At 73.2% G+C, this 16,581-nt stretch carries 16 protein-coding genes; 4 read left to right on the forward strand and 12 right to left on the reverse strand.

What is annotated here, in order from left to right:
* Position 1: 1 nt before the first annotated feature.
* Positions 2 to 658, reverse strand: coding sequence for a response regulator (locus tag ACIBCT_RS14090; protein ID WP_399188291.1), 657 nt, complete (start codon positions 656 to 658; stop codon positions 2 to 4).
* Positions 655 to 1,737, reverse strand: coding sequence for a sensor histidine kinase (locus tag ACIBCT_RS14095; protein WP_399188293.1), 1,083 nt, complete (start codon positions 1,735 to 1,737; stop codon positions 655 to 657). Before ACIBCT_RS14095 ends, ACIBCT_RS14090 begins: the two co-directional genes overlap by 4 nt.
* Before the next feature lie 100 nt (positions 1,738 to 1,837).
* Here ACIBCT_RS14095 and ACIBCT_RS14100 point away from each other — a divergent pair, with 100 nt between their 5' ends.
* Positions 1,838 to 3,220, forward strand: a complete 1,383-nt coding sequence (locus ACIBCT_RS14100) for an alpha/beta fold hydrolase (protein ID WP_399188295.1) — start codon at positions 1,838 to 1,840, stop codon at positions 3,218 to 3,220.
* Entirely contained in the window at positions 3,217 to 4,005 is a 789-nt protein-coding gene (locus ACIBCT_RS14105) for a hypothetical protein (protein ID WP_399188297.1), read from the forward strand. Before ACIBCT_RS14100 ends, ACIBCT_RS14105 begins: the two co-directional genes overlap by 4 nt.
* A gap of 39 nt (positions 4,006 to 4,044) precedes the next feature.
* Here ACIBCT_RS14105 and ACIBCT_RS14110 read toward each other — a convergent pair whose 3' ends face one another.
* The 4 genes from ACIBCT_RS14110 to ACIBCT_RS14125 all read right to left on the reverse strand — a co-directional run bounded on the left by ACIBCT_RS14110 (position 4,045) and on the right by ACIBCT_RS14125 (position 7,344).
* Positions 4,045 to 4,572, reverse strand: coding sequence for a hypothetical protein (locus tag ACIBCT_RS14110; protein WP_399188299.1), 528 nt, complete (start codon positions 4,570 to 4,572; stop codon positions 4,045 to 4,047).
* A 138-nt stretch (positions 4,573 to 4,710) separates the two neighbouring features.
* Positions 4,711 to 5,418, reverse strand: a complete 708-nt coding sequence (locus tag ACIBCT_RS14115) for a dihydrofolate reductase family protein (protein ID WP_399188301.1) — start codon at positions 5,416 to 5,418, stop codon at positions 4,711 to 4,713.
* A gap of 239 nt (positions 5,419 to 5,657) precedes the next feature.
* Complete coding sequence (locus ACIBCT_RS14120; RefSeq protein ID WP_399188303.1) at positions 5,658 to 6,989, reverse strand: RNA polymerase sigma factor; 1,332 nt, start codon at positions 6,987 to 6,989, stop codon at positions 5,658 to 5,660.
* Positions 6,976 to 7,344, reverse strand: a complete 369-nt coding sequence (locus tag ACIBCT_RS14125) for a YciI family protein (protein WP_399188305.1) — start codon at positions 7,342 to 7,344, stop codon at positions 6,976 to 6,978. The genes ACIBCT_RS14120 and ACIBCT_RS14125 overlap by 14 nt, the downstream gene beginning before the upstream one ends.
* A 255-nt stretch (positions 7,345 to 7,599) precedes the next feature.
* On the opposite strand from ACIBCT_RS14125, the gene ACIBCT_RS14130 reads away from it, so the two are divergent.
* Both ACIBCT_RS14130 and ACIBCT_RS14135 read left to right on the forward strand, forming a co-directional pair.
* Positions 7,600 to 8,232 carry a helix-turn-helix domain-containing protein gene (locus ACIBCT_RS14130; protein WP_344899170.1) on the forward strand — a complete coding sequence of 211 codons (633 nt, stop codon included), beginning with the start codon at positions 7,600 to 7,602 and terminating at the stop codon, positions 8,230 to 8,232.
* 2 nt (positions 8,233 to 8,234) lie between these two features.
* Entirely contained in the window at positions 8,235 to 8,678 is a 444-nt protein-coding gene (locus ACIBCT_RS14135) for an acyl-CoA thioesterase (RefSeq protein WP_399188307.1), read from the forward strand.
* 12 nt (positions 8,679 to 8,690) lie between these two features.
* On the opposite strand, the gene ACIBCT_RS14140 is transcribed toward ACIBCT_RS14135, so the two are convergent.
* From ACIBCT_RS14140 to ACIBCT_RS14165, 6 genes are all read right to left on the reverse strand, one after another.
* Positions 8,691 to 9,626 (reverse strand): ABC transporter ATP-binding protein, encoded by a 936-nt coding sequence (locus ACIBCT_RS14140; protein ID WP_399188309.1) that lies wholly within the window; start codon positions 9,624 to 9,626, stop codon positions 8,691 to 8,693.
* Positions 9,623 to 10,636 carry a FecCD family ABC transporter permease gene (locus ACIBCT_RS14145; RefSeq protein WP_399188362.1) on the reverse strand — a complete coding sequence of 338 codons (1,014 nt, stop codon included), beginning with the start codon at positions 10,634 to 10,636 and terminating at the stop codon, positions 9,623 to 9,625. Before ACIBCT_RS14145 ends, ACIBCT_RS14140 begins: the two co-directional genes overlap by 4 nt.
* Before the next feature lie 157 nt (positions 10,637 to 10,793).
* Complete coding sequence (locus ACIBCT_RS14150) at positions 10,794 to 11,837, reverse strand: FecCD family ABC transporter permease (RefSeq protein ID WP_399188311.1); 1,044 nt, start codon at positions 11,835 to 11,837, stop codon at positions 10,794 to 10,796.
* On the reverse strand, positions 11,834 to 12,892 hold the full coding sequence (locus ACIBCT_RS14155; protein WP_399188313.1) for an iron-siderophore ABC transporter substrate-binding protein: 1,059 nt from the start codon (positions 12,890 to 12,892) through the stop codon (positions 11,834 to 11,836). Before ACIBCT_RS14155 ends, ACIBCT_RS14150 begins: the two co-directional genes overlap by 4 nt.
* 332 nt (positions 12,893 to 13,224) lie before the next feature.
* Positions 13,225 to 13,998 carry an AraC family transcriptional regulator gene (locus ACIBCT_RS14160; protein ID WP_399188315.1) on the reverse strand — a complete coding sequence of 258 codons (774 nt, stop codon included), beginning with the start codon at positions 13,996 to 13,998 and terminating at the stop codon, positions 13,225 to 13,227.
* A gap of 470 nt (positions 13,999 to 14,468) precedes the next feature.
* Complete coding sequence (locus ACIBCT_RS14165) at positions 14,469 to 16,037, reverse strand: polysaccharide lyase family 1 protein (protein WP_399188317.1); 1,569 nt, start codon at positions 16,035 to 16,037, stop codon at positions 14,469 to 14,471.
* Positions 16,038 to 16,581 lie beyond the last annotated feature (544 nt).

Consider the following 16,581-nt stretch of genomic DNA (forward strand, 5'->3'; position numbering starts at 1 on the left):
GTCAGTGCCGTGACGCCGCGTCGCGGAGCAGCAGGGCCGCCTGCACCCGGTTGGCGCAGCCGAGCTTGGCCAGGACACGGCTCATGTAGGTCTTGACGGTCGCCTCGGTCATGTGGAGCCGCCGCCCGGCCTCGGCGTTGGAGAGCCCCTCTGCGACCATGGCGAGGACGTCGGCCTCGCGGGCCGTCAGGGCGGCCAGCAGCCGGGAGGCGTCGGGCCCGCGCCGGTCGTCCCCCGGCCCCCGGCCGTCGCCCGCTCCGGCCATGTCGAGCACCTGACGGGCCACGACGGGCGACAGGTACGCCTGCCCGGCGTGCGCGGCGCGCACCGCCCGGATGAGTTCCTCCGGGGCGCAGGTCTTCACCACGAACCCGGACACGCCCTGCCGTACGGCTCGCCGTACGTTCTCCTCGTCGCCGAAGGCGGTGAGGATCACCACGCGCGGCCCCGCCAGTTCCGCGGCCGCGGCCAGGCCGTCCAGCACCGGCATGGAGATGTCCAGCAGGGCCACGTCGACGTGGCGCCGGCGGGCGACCTCGACCGCCTCGCGCCCGTCGCGCGCGACGGCCACCACCTCGATGTCCCCGGCCGACTCCAGGACCGTGCGGATGCCCGCGGTGATGAGGGGCTCGTCGTCGGCGATCAGCACCTTGATCATGCCGCGGCCCCGGTGGTGGCCGGTGCCAGCGGCAGCATCGCGACCAGCCGGAACTCGTGCGGCTCCGACCGGACGCGCAGCAGCCCACCGGCCGCGCCGACGCGTTCCGACAGCCCCGCCAGGCCGGTCCTCCCGGTCCCCCCGGTCCTCCCGGTCCCCTCGGTCCCCCCGGTCTCCGCGGTGGGAGCGCGGCGGGGCACCGGGTTGGCCACGGTGACGAGGAGCACGTCGGGCTGCCAGTCGAGCGACAGGGTGACCGGCGCGCCCGGAGCGTGCCTGACCGCGTTGGTCAGCCCCTCCTGGACGACCCGGTAGGCGGCGCGGGCCGCGTCCTCGCCCGGGAGCGGGACGCTCCGGCCCGACGTCTCGACCGTCACCGCGACCCCCGCCGCCCGGAGGCGCGCGACGAGGCCGTCGATCCCCTCCAGGCCGGGACCCTCGTGCCGCCGGAGCGTACCGACCACGTGGTGCAGTTCGGCCGCGGCCGTGCGCGCGGCGGCGGCGAGACCGTGCACCTCCCGCCGCTGGTCCGCCGAGAGCGACCCCGCCTCCAGCGCCGCGGCCCGCACGGACACCAGGCTGAGCAGGTGCCCCAGCGAGTCGTGCATGTCACGGGAGATGCGCAGCCGCTCGCGTTCGGCGACGAGGTCCCTCTCCCGGCGCAGGTGCTCCCGCTGCCGCACCAGGTACCGGCCGGCCAGCAGGGGCAGCACGGTGAGCACCGCGGCCCGCACCAGTACCGCCCACGGCTCCTGGCCGCCGGGCGCCCGCTGGGCGACCATCAGCACCACCCCCACGTACGCGGCGAGCACGACGGCCGTCACGACGACGTCGGAGCGGGTACGGACGCGGTGACCGGCGTGGAAACCGGTGCAGACCAGCAGCGCCAGCGACCCGCCGGTGAACACCGCCAGCGCCAGGGCGGCGAGGAAGGCCGCGAACGGCAGGCGGTCCACCGCCGCCATCACCGACGCCACCGACACGGCGTACGCGGCGAGGGTCCAGCCTCCCGCCCCGTCCAGCCACAGCAGTGCCGTGTCGGCGACCGCCACCGCGACAACGAGGACATACCTCACCATGGGCCTCACCCTACTGACCGCCCGGCCGTCGACTTCAGTGAACACGATCGACGACTTTCGGCGGCAGACCGCGCCCTGCCCGCGTCCGTAGCGTTCCGGCATGCTCACATCACTCATGGCGCTGGTCGTCCTCGCGTCACCGCTCCCGGCCCAGGCGTCTCCGGCATCCGGGGCAGGCGGGGACCTCGAATGGAGCGCCTGCCCCGGTACGGGCACGTCCGAGCTGCAGTGCGCGGACCTCCCCGTCGCCCTGTCGCCCGAAAGCGACCGGAAGATCACCCTCAAGGTGGCGCGCCTGCCCGCCACCGGGAAGAGGAAGGGGGCCGTGCTGGTCAACTTCGGCGGCCCCCAGGGACACCAGATCGCCACGATGCGCTCGCGTCCAGCGATCTTCGACAAGATCCGCGCGTCCATGGACGTCGTGACCTGGGACCCGCGCGGCTACCCCGGGCTGAGCGGCCCGGTGCTGCGGTGCGACTGGGGACTGCTGCGCACCCCGGCGTTCCCCGCCGACCAGGCCGGGTTCGACCGGCTCGCCGCGGCCAACAGGGCCAGGGGCGACAGGTGCCGCGACACCGACCCCGAGCTCTTCGACCACATGGACTCGGCGAGCGACGCGCGGGACGCCGACGCCGTCCGGCGCGCCCTGGGCGAGGACCGGATGAACTTCATCGGGCTCTCCTACGGGGGCACGATCGCACAGTCCTACGCCCGGCTGTTCCCCCGCACGGTACGGACGATCTACATCGACGGGACCCGCAACCACAGCGTGCGCGACTGGGGGCGGGAACTCGACGTCCAGGCCCGGGAGAACGAACGCCTCATCGAGCGGTTCTTCGACTGGGCGCCCCCCGGCATGCGGAAGCGCTGGCGGGCGCTGATCGCCACGGCGGACCGCGAGCCGATCCCCGCCCCCTCGGTGAACGCCCGCTTCGACGGGACGCAGATCCAGGCGCTGGGGTTCCTGAAGCTCCGGCCGGGCCCCGCGCGGTGGGACGAGCTCGTGGCGGCCGTCACCGCGGCCGAGGGCGGCGACGCCTCGGGCTTCGCCCTGTCCGACCGCGAGCCGTACCCCGGCCTTCCCGGTGGCGGGGTGAAGGAGTGCCTCGACTTCCCGCGCCCGGCCGGGCAGGCGGAGCTGGCGCGCACGGTCCGGCGGCTGCGCGCGGTCGCCCCCGACACCGGTGCCGCGTTCCCGCTCGCGTGGCACCTGCCGGTCACCTGCGCCGGCTGGCCGGCACCGGTGGCCAACCCGCCCGCGCCCATGCCCCGCGGCCTGCCGCCGATCCTGGGAGCGGGCACGTGGCTGGACTTCGAGTCCACCCGCAGGGTCGCCGGGCAGATCCCGGGCAGCCGGACGATCGAGTTCGACGGGCCCGGCCACAACCTCTTCGCGGCGATGGCCAACCCGTGCGTCATCGACCACGTCAGCAGGTACGTCACCACGCGCCGGCTGCCGGCCCGGGGTACCGTGTGCCCATGATCGATGCGGAGGGCGGGACGGCCGGGGAGCCGCGCGCCCCACGAAGGCGCCGGCCGGCCCGGGTGGCCGCCCTCCTCGCCGCCGTCCTCGCCGTCCTGCTCGTCGCGGCCGTGGCCGTGACGGCGCTGGCCTTCCCCTCGGTCGCGGCCACCACCTGCCCCGGCTGCTACGGGCTGGAACGGCTCCGGCCCGGCCTGTACGCGGAGCCGGGCCTGTCACCGGAGCGGCGCCGACAGGTGATCGAGGTCGCCGAGCGGGCGGGACGGCGGGTGAGCGACTTCTACGGGGGGCGGGAGAGCTCGCCGGACGTCCTGGTCTGCCTCAGCGACGACTGCTACCGCCGGATCGGCGGCGGCGGGGAACGCGGCGTCGCCGTGCTGAACCGCGCGGTGATGCTCTCCCCGCGCGGCGCCGACCCCGTGATCGCCTCCCACGAGCTCTCGCACGTGGAACTGCACGCCCGCCTCGGCGACGGCGAGGTGCCGCAGTGGTTCGACGAAGGGCTCGCCGTCCTGGTCAGCGAGGACCCCCGCTACCTCGGCCCGGCCGGTGACCGGTGCCGGGCCGAGCCCCGCCCGGTGCTCCCGGCCACGCTGAAGGACTGGTTGCGCGCCGCGTCCGCCGACCCCGGGGTCTACGCCGAGGCCGCGTGCCGGGTGAGCCGCTGGGCCGGGGCGGGCCGCGGGCCGCGGGCGGTGCGGGACCTCGTCGAGCGGCTGTCGGCGGGGGAGTCCTTCGCGGAGGTCACGGGCATCACGGCTCCCGCGCCGCCGTCCCGGCCGTGACCTCCCGTACGGGAGAGGCCGGGAAGCACGCCGGGGGCTTCACCGGCTGATCGGGGCTCGCGCGTGGGCGTCGCCCGCGGCGGGCGCACGGCCGGGGCGACTCCCGAGGACCCCCGCCGCCCACAGGGCCACGCCGATGTAGAGGACCTGCTCGGGGACGCGCTGCCACAGCGGCGTCGCCGGCTCCCCCGCCAGGGGGACGTCGGCCAGCGCGGCGTGGACGTTGGCCGGGAGCATGAGCACGAACAGCAGCGCCAGGCAGATCCCGGCCGCCCGCCGGGTGGCCGGCAGCACCAGCCCGACCGCCCCGGCCAGTTCCAGAACGCCGGTCAGGTGGACCACGAGCCCGGGGAACGGGACGAACGGCGGGACCATGGCCGTCATGTCGGCGTGGTTCGGCATGAAGGTCACGTCCGACGGGACGAAGTGGGCACTGGCGGTCATCACCAGCATGACGGCCAGGCCGTGCGCTGCGCTCGCCCGCCAGGTGGCGAAGCGGGTCAGGCCGGCCACCGCTCCCAGCAGGCGGAAGCACAGCGTGGCGAGGAGGAGAACGATCACGGTCATGGTGGCTCCCTTTCGTTGGATAGCCACACTACCCAATAATGGATAGTGTGGCTATCCAAAACTTCGGGACGAGGCCGCCGATCCGGGTGGGGACCGGCGGCCGGCCCGGAGAAGGCCCCCGTGAGCGGGCCGGGAGGGTTACGACACGTCGGCTCCCGGCACGCCCCTGCCGCTGCCGCGGTCGTCCAGGACGAGCGCCTCCCGCCCGTCGACGGTGTAGCGGATGTGGGTGACCTTCGGGGTGTGCACGACCCTGACGGGCGTGAGCTCGATGGCCTCCTTCAGGGCGAGGTCGAGATCGGCGTCGAACAGGCGCATCCCGGTACCGAGGACGGTCGGGACGATGTGCAGCTCCAGCTCGTCCAGCAGACCGGCCTTGAGGACCTGGCGCAGCAGGGTGCCGCCCCCGGCGACCGCCACGTTCTTGCCGCCCGCGACGGCGCGAGCCTGCTCGACGGCGCTGGCCACCCCGTCGGTGACGTAGGTGAAGCTGGTCCCGCCCTGTCGCCTCAGGACCTCGCGGGGGCGGTGGGTCACCACGAACACCGGCGCGCGGAACGGCGGCTCCTCGCCCCAGGGCACCTCTCCCCCGTCCGCCATGTTCCGGCCCATGACGTACGCCCCGGCCGCCTCGAACGTCTCGGCGATGATGTCGGAGTCGACGTCGCTCTCGCCGCCCTGGAAACCCTGCCGCTCGCGCCAGGCCATGGCGCTGGTCGCCCATCGGGTGATCCGGAAGAAACCCGCGGCCTCCGCCGAGTGCAGCCAGCTCCCCATGCCGTCGTGGCGCGGGCCGGCGTAGTGGCCGTCAAGTGAGACCGACATCTGTGCCGTCACCTTGGTCATGTCGTTTCGCTCCTTCGTACCGGCCCCCGGTGGGGCCCGTTCGAGGAGGAAACGGAGCCGCGGATCGCGTTTCTACATGCCCGCGCGGAAATCTCGACGCCGTCGTCCGGACAGGTCCCCCGGCCCTCTCCGTACCGCATCGCGATCATGAAGGCGCCGTCCGGCCCGCCCCCGCGACCCGCCCCGTGCCCGCGCCGTCGTCGCGGCACGGCCACCCGGAGCGCCCGTGACCGGCCGGTTCACCCGGCGCAGCGGGCGGCGCGCCCGAGGAGGAACCGCTGCTCGGGGCGGCTGCCGGCCAGGCGCGCGGCCTCCCGGTACGCCTCGGCGGCCTCGGCGGCCCGGCCGTCCCGGTCGAGCAGGTGGGCGCGGACCGCCAGCAGCCGGTGGTGGCCGGCGAGCATCCCGGACCCCAGTTCCTCCAGCAGGGCCAGCCCGGCGCGCGGCCCGCGCACCATCGCCAGCGCGACCGCCCGGTTGAGGGTGGTGACGGGGTTGGGCTCCAGGCGCTCCAGGACCTCGTACAGCCCCAGGATCTGCCGCCAGTCGGTGGCCTCGGCCGAGGGCGCCTCGTCGTGCACCGCCGCGATGGCCGCCTGCACCTGGTACGGGCCGAGCGGCCGGGTCGCCAGCGTACGGGCGACGAGGGCGCTCCCCTCGGCGACGGCGGCGGCGTCCCAGAGCGACCGGTCCTGTTCCGCCAGCGGCACGAGCACGCCGTCGGGGCCGGTACGCGCCGCACCGCGGGCCTCGGTCAGCAGCATCAGCGCCAGCAGACCCGCGGCCTCGCCGGACTCGGGGAGCCGCGCGTGCAGCCGGCGTACGAGATGCAGGGCCTGCCGGGTCAGGTCGGGCCGGCGCAGGTGCGAGCCGGTGCTGGCGCTGTAGCCCTCGTTGAACATCAGGTACAGCACGTGCAGCACGACCCGCAGCCGCGGTCCCCGCTCGGGTTCGGCGGGCGCCTCGAAACGCGCCCCGGCCTCGCGCAGGCGCTGCTTGGCCCGCGAGATGCGCTGTCCCATCGTCTTCTCGGGCACCAGGAAGGACGCGGCCACCTCACCGGTGGTCAGCCCGGCGACCGCCCGCAGCGTGAGCGCCATCTGCGACGCGGCGGTCAGCGCCGGGTGGCAGCACAGGAACAGCAGTTCCAGCAGGTCGTCGCGGTTCTCCTCGGCGTCCGGCGGCGGCGCGACCAGCGCGTCGCGCGGCGTGGCGTCGTGGACGGCCCGCTCCCGGCGCTCCCGGGCGCCGTCGGCCCGGACCTGGTCGATGTAGCGGTTCGCGGCGACCGTGACGAGCCATCCCAGCGGACGGGCCGGGACGCCGTCGCGCGGCCAGGTGCCCGCCGCGGCGATCAGCGCCTCCTGGGTCGCGTCCTCGCACCGGGCGAAGTCGCCGTACCGGCGCACGAGCGAGCCGAGCACCCGGGAGGCCAGCGACCTCAGCAGCTCCTCGACCGGGTCGCCGGCTCCCGGCGGCCCTTCCACCGGGTTCCCGGTCCCCCGCGGCCCCTCCACCGGATCGGCGGAGGCTCCGGGCGGCTCCTCGACCGGGTCGTCAGGCCTCGTCACTCGCCCAGCCGCGCTCCATCAGCGGCCACACCTCCAGGCCGCCGGCGCCGTGGCGCAACCCGGGGTAGGACCTCGCGATCTCCAGCGCGCGCCGCTCGTCGTCGACCTCGACCACGAAGTAGGAGCCGACGTACTCCTTCGCCTCGATGTAGGGGCCGTCGGTGACGACCACGTCGCCCGGCACCGGCCGGAGCGACCGCGGCCGGGGGACCAGCCCCTCGGACCCGAGCAGTTCCCCGGACTCGCGCAGCGCGGCGTTGAAGGCGTCGACCTCGTCGACCAGCCGCGCCATCTCCTCGGGCGCCAGGCTGTTCCAGATGTCCTCGTTGCCGTAGATCAGCATCAGGTATCTCACCGCGGGGTCCCCCCTCGTCGTCACCGGGCCGGCGCCACCTGCCGGAGGGGCCGGTCCGCACGTCGTGTCCCCCGATTCTGCCGCAGCCGGGACGGTCGCCGGATGCGCCCCGGCCGCGTCGGCGCGTGGACGTCCCGGGGCACGGGCGCGGGGACGCCGGTCGCCCCTGCGCTCACCGGGTGTCGCGGAGACGGCGGAACGGCGCGTCGGCACGGGAGATATACAAACGATCGGTCGTTAATATAGTGTGCCTCCATGACGACCGACGGACGGCGGCTGCGGGGGCTGCGCAGCCGGGAGGCGATCCTGGAGCAGGCGGTGAGCCTGGCCTCGGTCGAAGGGCTGAACGGGCTCTCCCTGGGTCGGCTCGCCACGGCGACCGGCACCAGCAAGTCCGGATTTTTCTCCCATTGGCAGGACAAAGAGGAGCTGCAGCTCGACGCGGTGGAGTGGGCCGTCCGGCAGTGGACCGAGGCGGTGGTGGCACCGTCCCTGCTGGCCCCTGCCGGGGTGCGGCGGCTGTTCGCGCTGCACGAGGCGCGGCTGCGGTTCTACAGCGACGGCGTGCTGCCCGGCGGGTGCTTCTTCTTCAGCGTGCAGGCCGAGTTCGACGACCGGCCCGGGGCGGTGCGCGACCGTGTCTCACGGGCGCTGCGCGACTGGCTGGGGTTCATCCGGCGGCAGGTGTCCGAGGCCATGGCGCTGGGCGAGCTGGACGGGAGCGTGGACCCGGCCCAGCTCGCGTACGAGATCGACGCGCTCGGGGAGATGATCGTCCTTCACTCCCGCCTGCACGACGGGCCGGCCGCCTTCGTCCACGGCCGTCGTGCCGTGCTGCAACGCCTGCGCGCGCTCTGCCCGGACCCCTCACTTCTCCCGGAGGACTGACCATGATCGAAGACGGTGTTCACGAGCCGGTCCAGGTGCATTTCGACGATCTCGACGCCATGGGGCTGCTGCACAACTCCCGCTACTCCCTGCTGGTCGAGCGGGCGATCAGCGCGTACTGGCGGCGCCTGGGCTGGGCGCCCGACCCGGCCCTGTCCGCGTTCAAGGACGTCTTCCTGGCCGTACGCGAGTTCAAGGTGACCTACCACATCCCCATCGCCGGGGCGGGCGAGCCGCTGGTGCACTTCTGGATCGACCGCCTGGGCCGCAGCAGCGGCGTGTACGGCTTCCGCGTGCTGTCGCCCGACCGCGCCGTGGTGCACGCCGAGGGCTACCGCGTCAACGTCAACCTGGACCCGGCCACGCTGCGGCCCGCGCCGTTCAGCGACGAGCTGCGCGCCGCCGCCGACCCCCTGCTCCGCCGTACGGCGGCGGCGGCCTGCTGAGATCCCGCCGGATCAGCGGGGCGCGGAGCTCGCGGAGCTCGCGGAATTCGGGGAACTCGCGGAGCTCGGGGGCTCCGCGAGCTCCGCGAGCTCCGCGGGCTTTGCGGGCTCCGTCGCGCCGGCGGGACCCGCGGACGGGACGGGCAGGGACCGGACGTGGTGGCGGCCGATGGGGAGCATCAGGGGGCGGCCCGAGACGGGGTCGACGATGATCCGGCTGTCGAGGCCGAAGACGGCGCGGACGATGTCCTCGGTGAGGACCTCCTCCGGGACGCCGGAGGCGTGCAGGCGGCCGTCGGCGAGGGCGATGAGATGGTCGGCGTAGCGGGCCGCGAGGTTGAGGTCGTGCAGGACCATCACGATGGTGGTGCCGCGCGTGCGGTTCAGGTCGGTCAGCAGGTCCAGGACCTCGATCTGGTGGCTCGCGTCGAGGAAGGTGGTGGGCTCGTCCAGCAGGAGCAGGTCGGTCTGCTGGGCCAGCGCCATCGCGATCCAGACCCGCTGGCGCTGGCCCCCGGACAGCTCGTCGATCGCGCGGTCGGCGAGCTCCGTCGTCCGGGTGGCCTCCAGCGCGGACGCCACCGCGGCGTCGTCCCGGTCGGTCCACCGGGAGAAGATCCCCTGGTGGGGGTGGCGGCCACGGCCCACCAGGTCGAGCACGGTGATGCCGTCGGGCGCGACCGGCGACTGGGGCAGCAGCCCGAGCGTGCGGGCCAGCTCCTTGGCGGGCATGCGGTGCACCTCCTTGCCGTCCAGGACGACACGGCCCGCGCGGGGCCGCAGCAGCCGCGACAGGGAGCGCAGCAGCGTCGACTTCCCGGAGGCGTTCGCGCCGACGATGACCGTGACCTCGCCGGGCGGCACGGCCAGGTCGAGGGACTCGACGACGACGCGGTCGCCGTAGCCGAGCGTGAGGCCCTCGGCCGCGAGGGAGTGGGACGTGGTCACAGCGAGCCTCCGGCCCGGTGGGTGCGGACGATCAGGTAGACGAGGTACGGCGCTCCCAGGACGCCGGTGACGACGCCGACCGGGTAGCGGATGTCGAACGCGAACTGGCCGGTGAAGTCGGCGACCAGGACCAGCAGGGCGCCGACGAACCCGGCGGGCACGAGCAGGGAGCCGTCCGTCCCGACGAGCCGGGCCGCGATGGGGCCGGACAGGAACGCCACGAACGCGATCGGCCCGGCCGCCGACGTGGCGAAGGCGATGAGACCGACCGAGGCGACGATCACCGTGAGGCGGGTGCGTTCGACGCGGACCCCGAGGGCGGCGGCGGTGTCGTCGCCGAGCTGCAGCGCCGACAGGTCACGCCCCTGTGACAGCAGGACGGGGGCCAGGACGGCCAGCGCCACGACGACGGGCACGACCTGTTCCCAGGTCGTGCCGTTGAGGCTGCCGGTCAGCCAGCGCAGGGCCTCCTGCAGGTCCCAGTCGGCGGCCTGGGACAGGACGTAGGAGGTGATGCTCTCCAGCATGGCGGCGATCCCGATGCCGATCAGGATGAGCCGCGTGCCGGCGACCCCGTCCCGGAACGCCAGGGTGTACACCAGCAGGGCGACGGCGAGGGCGGAGACGATGGCGAGGAACGACACCTCGGCCCGCTCCAGGGACAGCGACACGATCGCGACGGCCGCTGCGGCGCTCGCCGCCCAGCTGATGCCGATGATGTCGGGGCTGGCCAGCGGGTTGCGGAGCATCGTCTGGAAGGTGACGCCGCCCAGACCGAAACAGAACCCCGCGGCCACGGCGAGGACGGCCCGCGGCAGCCGGAGCCGCCCGACCGTGAAGGACGCCCCGGGGACCTGCTCGCCGAGGACGACGCGGACCACGTCGCCGAGCGGGTAGAACGTCTGCCCGGCCATCAGCGTCACGAGGAATCCGGCGACGACGAGCACCGCCAGCGTCAGGACGACGACACGGCGCCGGGAGGCGCGCCGGCGCCGCCCCTGGGCGACCATCCGGGCGACGGGCGTCCGGGTGCCGGCGGGAGCGGGGGCCGTGAGGGTGACGCCGCCGTGCTCGACGGTTCGCCCGCCACGCTCGCTCACAGCCCCTCCTTCGTCGGGGCCGTGAGCGTGACGCTGCTGCGTCTGATGGTTCGTTCGCTACGCTCGTTCACAGGTCACGTACCTTCTGACTGCGGACGATGTGGATGAAGAACGGGGCGCCGATCAGCGCCGTGATGATGCCCACCTCGACGTCCTCGGGGCGCGCCACCACGCGGCCGACGACGTCGGCCGCGGTGAGCAGCGACGCGCCGGCCAGGGCGGAGAAGGGCAGCGACCAGCGGTGGTCGACGCCGACGAGGATGCGGCACGCGTGCGGGACGAGGAGGCCGACGAAGGCGATGGGCCCGGCGACGGCCGTCGACGCGCCGCACAGGACGACGGAGCCGAGGGCGGCCGTGGCCCGGATGAGGAGGACGCGCTCACCCAGCCCGGCCGCGAGCTCGTCGCCCAGGGCGAGCGAGTTCAGCGCCCGCGCGGACAGCAGGCACACGGCGAAGCCGACGGCGAGGAACGGCAGGACGAGTCCGATGCGCTCGTAGGACGCGCCGCCGACCCCGCCGACCTGCCAGAGCCGGAAGGTCCCGGCGATGTCGTTGCGGGGCAGGACCACGGCGCTGACCAGGGACGCGAAGGCCGCCGACGTGGCGGCGCCGGCGAGCGCGAGCTTGAGGGGCGTGGCCCCGCCGCGCCCGAGGGACCCCACGGTGTAGACGAACACGGCCGAGACGGCGGCCCCGGCCATCGCGACCCAGACGTACCCGGTCGGCGACGTGAGCCCGAGGAACGCGACCGCGCTGACGACGGCGAGCGACGCTCCCATGTTGACGCCCAGGATGCCCGGGTCGGCCAGCGGGTTGCGCGTCACGCCCTGCATGACGGCTCCGGACAGGCCGAGCGCGGCGCCGACGACGATCGCGAGCAGGGTGCGCGGTATCCGCTTGACGACCGCCGCCTGTTCGATGGAGCCGTCCGCGCCGCCGAGGGCGGTCCAGACGTCGGCCCAGGTGACGTCGCGCGAGCCGAGGGCGACGGAGGCGACCGTGAGCGCGCCCAGGACCAGGACCGCGACGAGCAGCCACAGGACGCGGACGCGCGCCGGACGCCGTACGAGGACGGCGTCCGGCACGCGGGCGGTGTCGACCGACGTCACTTGACCTTGTCCGCGGCCTCGGCGAGCGCCTTGGCGTAGTCCTCCAGCACCCAGGAGATCGACAGGGGGGTCGGGTTCGCGGCGGTGCCCAGGGGCGTGCTGTCGGGCAGCAGGTACACCGAGCCGCGCTTGACGGCGGGGATCTTCGACAGCAGCGGGTCCTTGCGGATCTTCGCGAGCAGCTCGCCCTTGGCGTCGCCGTACCCGGTGATGATGTCCACGTCGTCGAACAGGTCGACCTGCTCGGCGCTCCGCGTCAGGGCGAACTTGTCGGTGCCCTCGGACGCCTTGGCGATGCTGCCGGGGATCGACAGCCCGAGGTCCTCGAAGAACAGGGTCCGGGTGTCGTGCGTGGTGTAGAAGCCGATCTCGCTCACGTCGTTGGGGTCGACGTGCGTCATGAACATCGCCGACTTGCCCTTGAGCTGCGGATACTTCGCGGCCACCTCGGCGATGTCGCCCTCGATGTCACCGATGAGCTTCTCCCCCTCGGCGGCGAGGCCGATGGCCTTGCTGTTCAGCTGGATGATCTCGCGCCACGGGGTCGCCCACGCGGCCTTCGGGTACGCCACCACCGGGGCGATCGTGCTCAGGGTCTCGTAGTCCTGCTTGGTCAGGCCCGAGTAGGCCGCCAGGATCACGTCCGGCTTCGTGTCGGCGACGGCCTCGAAGTCGATGCCGTCGGTCTCGTCGAACAGGACGGGGGTCTTCGCGTTGAGCTCCTCCAGGCGCTTCTTCACCCAGGGCAGGAGGCCGTCCTTGTCGTCGTCGCCGAAGTTCGCGGCGGCCATGCCGACCGGGACGACGCCGAGGGCCAGCGGCGCCTCGTGGTTGGCCCAGTTGACCGTGGCCACCCGCTGGGGCTTCGCCGGGATGGTGGTCGTCCCCAGCGCGTGCTCGATCGTCATGGGGAACGCGCCGGAGCTGCTGCTCGCGCTCGGGGCGGTGCTCGCGCCCGCGCTCCCGGTCGTGGTCTCCGGCTGGGCGCCGCAGCCCGCGATGCCCAGCAGGACGGCCGCGACGGCGAGGATGCGAAGGCTACGTGGACGCTTCAATCCGTACTCCACTTTCAGAATCTCCGCCGGTGCCGGCCCTCACACGTTCGGAGCGCGGTGCGCGTCCGTGGAGCGGTACAACCGTGACGACCGCAGGAGTTGATCTAGTTAGGTTAGGCTTGCCTTTGCAGACTTTAGGAGAAATGACCGACTTGTCGCAATCAAGCTTTTGAGACAGCCGTTGTCGCGATCGGGACACCGAAGGAGGGGAACGGGCCGTCCGGTGACGCCGCCACGGGTGCGGCGGCACGGCCGACGGGCCCGTACCGCGCGAGGAAGAACGGCCTCCGGGTGACCCGCACGGCTCCGGGGAGGCGCCTCGGCCAAGGGGCTCAACGCGCCCGGAACGTCCCCGGGGTCAGCCCGGTCGTCCTGCGGAAGGCCGCGCCGAACGCGCTCGCCGAGCGGTAGCCGACCTCCTCGGCCACGACGTCGACCTCCCACCCCCGGGTGAGCAGCGCGACCGCGTGCTGGGCCCGCACCGCCGCGACCCAGCGCGCGAAGCTGGTCCCCGTCTCCGCGTTGAAGGCACGGGTGATCGTACGCGCGCTCACGCCCAGGTGGGACGCCCAGCCCGCCAGCGTCCGCGGATCACCGGGGTTCTCCCGGACCGCCTCGACGATCGGGCGCAGCAGACCGGAGGTGGGCACGTTCAGGTGCAGTTCGCGTGAGGAGGGGGTGAGCACGTCGAGCACCATCGCCTCGGTCACCGCCCGCGACCCGGAGGGCAGCCCGGTGTCGGCGAGCCGTTCCAGCAGCAGGCGGAGCAGCGGGGTGATCTCGACGCCGACGGGCGCGGGAGAGATCGAGGTCATGGTGCCGAAGCCGAAGAAGTTGGCGCGGCAGCAGGTGCCCACGATCGCCGAGCCGGAGTGCAGCGTGCCCGCGGGCATCCACAGGCCCAGGGTGGGGGTGACCGTCCAGGCCCGCGTCCCCACCACGGTCGTGGACGCGCCCCGCTCGTTCCAGAGCAGTTCGTGGAAGGGGTGGGAGTGCTCGTTCCACGTGGTGTCGCGGGCGATGGTCTCGCTCCAGCCCAGGATCATGGACGGCATCTCGACCGGCCCCGCCGCGAGGGCGGGCAGCGTACGGGTCTCCCTGGTCATGAAACGACACTGCCGACATCGGTGATTTCGGCGACATCGGTGTCGTTTCGGGACGCAGAGGGCATTCCCACACCCTAGTACGGCGATGCCCGCGAGAAGAAGCGCTGGTCACGGCGCCGGCCCGGTTCGGACTCCGGGCCGGTTCGGACTCCGGGCCGGGTCGGATCCCGGACCCCGGCCCGCGGGACGTGGGCGTGGTGACGCGGGCGTGGTGACGTGGGCGTGGTGACGTGGGCGTGGTGACGTGGGCGTGGTGACGTGGGCGTGGTGACGCGACGTCCCGCACGAGGACCGGGTGGGCGGTGCCGGCACGAAAAGGGGCGGGGCCGTCGGCGTGACGGCCCCGCCCTCGTTCGGACGATCGGTGGCGGACGGTGGAAGCGGTCCACCACCGGAGGTCCGTCCGGCGCAGGGCTGTCCGGCGCAGGACTACCCGGCGCAGGACTACCCGGCAGATCTATCCGGCAGGGCTACCCGGCGTAGGTCTCGAACTCGGCGACCCTCGGCGTACCGGACGAGCTGGTGATCTTGAAGGTGAGCTTGGTCAGCGAGGTCGGGGCGAAGGTGATGGTGCCCGCTCCGCTGCCGGACTTCAGGACGGCGCCGGTGCTGCCGTTGAGGAGCTGCCAGGACCCGATGCTGGAACCGGAGGCCTCACGGATGACGGCGCTGGACACCGACCTGGCGGAGCTCCACTTGATCGAGATGTCACCGGTCGCGCCGGCCGGCGACCAGTAGGTGCTCAGGTTGCCGTCCCGCACGTTGCCGTAGCTCGTCCCGCTCGCCTTGCTGGAGCCGTCGGAGCCGGCCCCGATGCTGAGGTTGGTCCCCCCGGGCGTCGGCGTCACCGTCGGCGTCACGGTCGGGGTGGGCGTGGGGGTGGGCGTGACGGTCGGCGTCACGGTCGGGGTGGGGGTGGGAGTGGGCGTCTGCGGCGAGCAGCTGCCGTTCGACACCTGCAGCCCCTTGTTGGCGCCCGCCGTCTGGCGGACGATGTTCGGCACGCAGCTCGCCCCGTCGAGGCTGTAGGAGTACGGGATGCTGACGGTGGTGTTGGACTGCGGGTTGGGGCCGGCCGGAGCGTTGTCGGTGCCGGGGGCGGACCAGGTCACGTTGTCGAAGATGTTGCCGGCGACCTGCCAGTAACCGGCCTGGTCGGTGTAGAACGTGCCCAGGACGTCCTTGGAGTCCTTGAAGTAGTTGTTCTCCACCTTGGCGCGCGCCCCGGCCCGGGAGTTGATGCCGGACTCGTGAAGGTTCACGTAGGAGTTGTTGTAGACGTGGGCGATGCCGCCGCGCAGCAGGGGCGTGCGGGAGTCGATGTTCTCGTACAGGTTGTGGTGGAACGTTATGAAGCCGTTGGAGCGGTCGCTCTCGCTGGACCCGATGAGCCCGCCCCGGCCGGAGTTGCGCAGGGTGCTGTAGGACAGGGTCACGTACTGGACGTTGTTCTTCATGTCGAAGAGGCCGTCGTACCCCTCAGACTCCCCGCCCGAGGCCTCCAGGTTCACGTGATCGACCCAGACGTTGCGGACGGTGCCCTCCATGCCGATGGCGTCGCCGCCGTTGGACGTGGGCGAGCCCGACTTCTTGACGTTCCGGACGGTGACGTTCTGGATGATGATGTTGCTGGAGTCGCGGATGTGGATGCCCAGCTGGTCGAAGACCGCTCCGGAGCCGACCCCGATGATCGTGACGTTGCTGATCTGCTTGAGCTCGATCAGGCCGGCGGCGGTGTTGCAGCTCGACCCCGACACCTTGGTGGTGTTGCCGTGGTTGATGGTCCCCTCCACCTGGATGGTGATCGGGGTGCTGCTGCTGGCCCGGCCGCACAGGGCCGCGTGGATCGCGGTTCCCGTGGTGGCCCTGACCGTCTGCCCGCCCGCGCCACCGGTGGTCCCGCCGTTGACGCTCGCGAAGCCGGTGACACCGCCGACCGCCGCCGACGCCTGGATCGCCGGCAGGGCCACCCCTGCCACGGCCGCAACGGCCGCCGTGGCCAGCGCCGCCTGAAGCCGCAATGCGACTGCTCGTCTCATGCTCGTCTCACCTTTGTTCTCGGATGCCGGGTGCGTTCTATCTCGGTGCGTTCTTCTCGTGCGTTCTTCTCGTGCGTTCTTCTCGGTGCGGTCGATGCCGTGGGCGAAGGGTTCACCGGCCGTCATGTGGACGGCGCGGGCGTGCGCGCGTCCGGGCCGGACGTGGGACGGCGGGCGCGGGAAGGCGTGGGTCTGTCCATGTCGGACCTCCCTTGGGCCGGGTAGAGGCCACGAATCCGCGCGGGACGGCACGGGATCGGCGAGGTGCTGCGACGTGCCGCCACCACGGCGAAGGGAGGAACGCCGAGGGCGGTACGCCGGAAAGCCCTTCTCTGACGACGCTGATGGAAAGCGCTTTCCACGTCCTTCGACATTAGCGGCCGCTGTCAAAAGGTGTCAACGGTGAGGACTGAAATCCGGACGAACCGCAGGTGCGCGGGAGCCGGAGGGAGAAAGGTTCAGGCCGCGAGGCCCCGCGAGCGTCCGCAGCCCCCGGCGTGGGCCTCGCGTGACGGGCGCCGGACGACGGACCGCGAGCACCCTC

The organism is Streptosporangium sp. NPDC050855 (genome assembly GCF_044456585.1).
Taxonomy (GTDB): Bacteria; Actinomycetota; Actinomycetes; order Streptosporangiales; family Streptosporangiaceae; genus Streptosporangium; species Streptosporangium longisporum.

Excerpts from the sequence above, each read along its gene's own strand:
- ACIBCT_RS14090 (WP_399188291.1), bottom strand. The coding sequence starts at position 658 with ATGATCAAGGTGCTGATCGCCGACGACGAGCCCCTCATCACCGCGGGC.
- ACIBCT_RS14095 (WP_399188293.1), bottom strand. The coding sequence starts at position 1,737 with ATGGTGAGGTATGTCCTCGTTGTCGCGGTGGCGGTCGCCGACACGGCA.
- ACIBCT_RS14165 (WP_399188317.1), bottom strand. The coding sequence starts at position 16,037 with ATGAGACGAGCAGTCGCATTGCGGCTTCAGGCGGCGCTGGCCACGGCG.
- ACIBCT_RS14160 (WP_399188315.1), bottom strand. The coding sequence starts at position 13,998 with ATGACCAGGGAGACCCGTACGCTGCCCGCCCTCGCGGCGGGGCCGGTC.
- ACIBCT_RS14105 (WP_399188297.1), top strand. The coding sequence starts at position 3,217 with ATGATCGATGCGGAGGGCGGGACGGCCGGGGAGCCGCGCGCCCCACGA.
- ACIBCT_RS14100 (WP_399188295.1), top strand. The coding sequence starts at position 1,838 with ATGCTCACATCACTCATGGCGCTGGTCGTCCTCGCGTCACCGCTCCCG.
- ACIBCT_RS14135 (WP_399188307.1), top strand. The coding sequence starts at position 8,235 with ATGATCGAAGACGGTGTTCACGAGCCGGTCCAGGTGCATTTCGACGAT.
- ACIBCT_RS14115 (WP_399188301.1), bottom strand. The coding sequence starts at position 5,418 with ATGACCAAGGTGACGGCACAGATGTCGGTCTCACTTGACGGCCACTAC.
- ACIBCT_RS14110 (WP_399188299.1), bottom strand. The coding sequence starts at position 4,572 with ATGACCGTGATCGTTCTCCTCCTCGCCACGCTGTGCTTCCGCCTGCTG.
- ACIBCT_RS14145 (WP_399188362.1), bottom strand. The coding sequence starts at position 10,636 with ATGGTCGCCCAGGGGCGGCGCCGGCGCGCCTCCCGGCGCCGTGTCGTC.
- ACIBCT_RS14130 (WP_344899170.1), top strand. The coding sequence starts at position 7,600 with ATGACGACCGACGGACGGCGGCTGCGGGGGCTGCGCAGCCGGGAGGCG.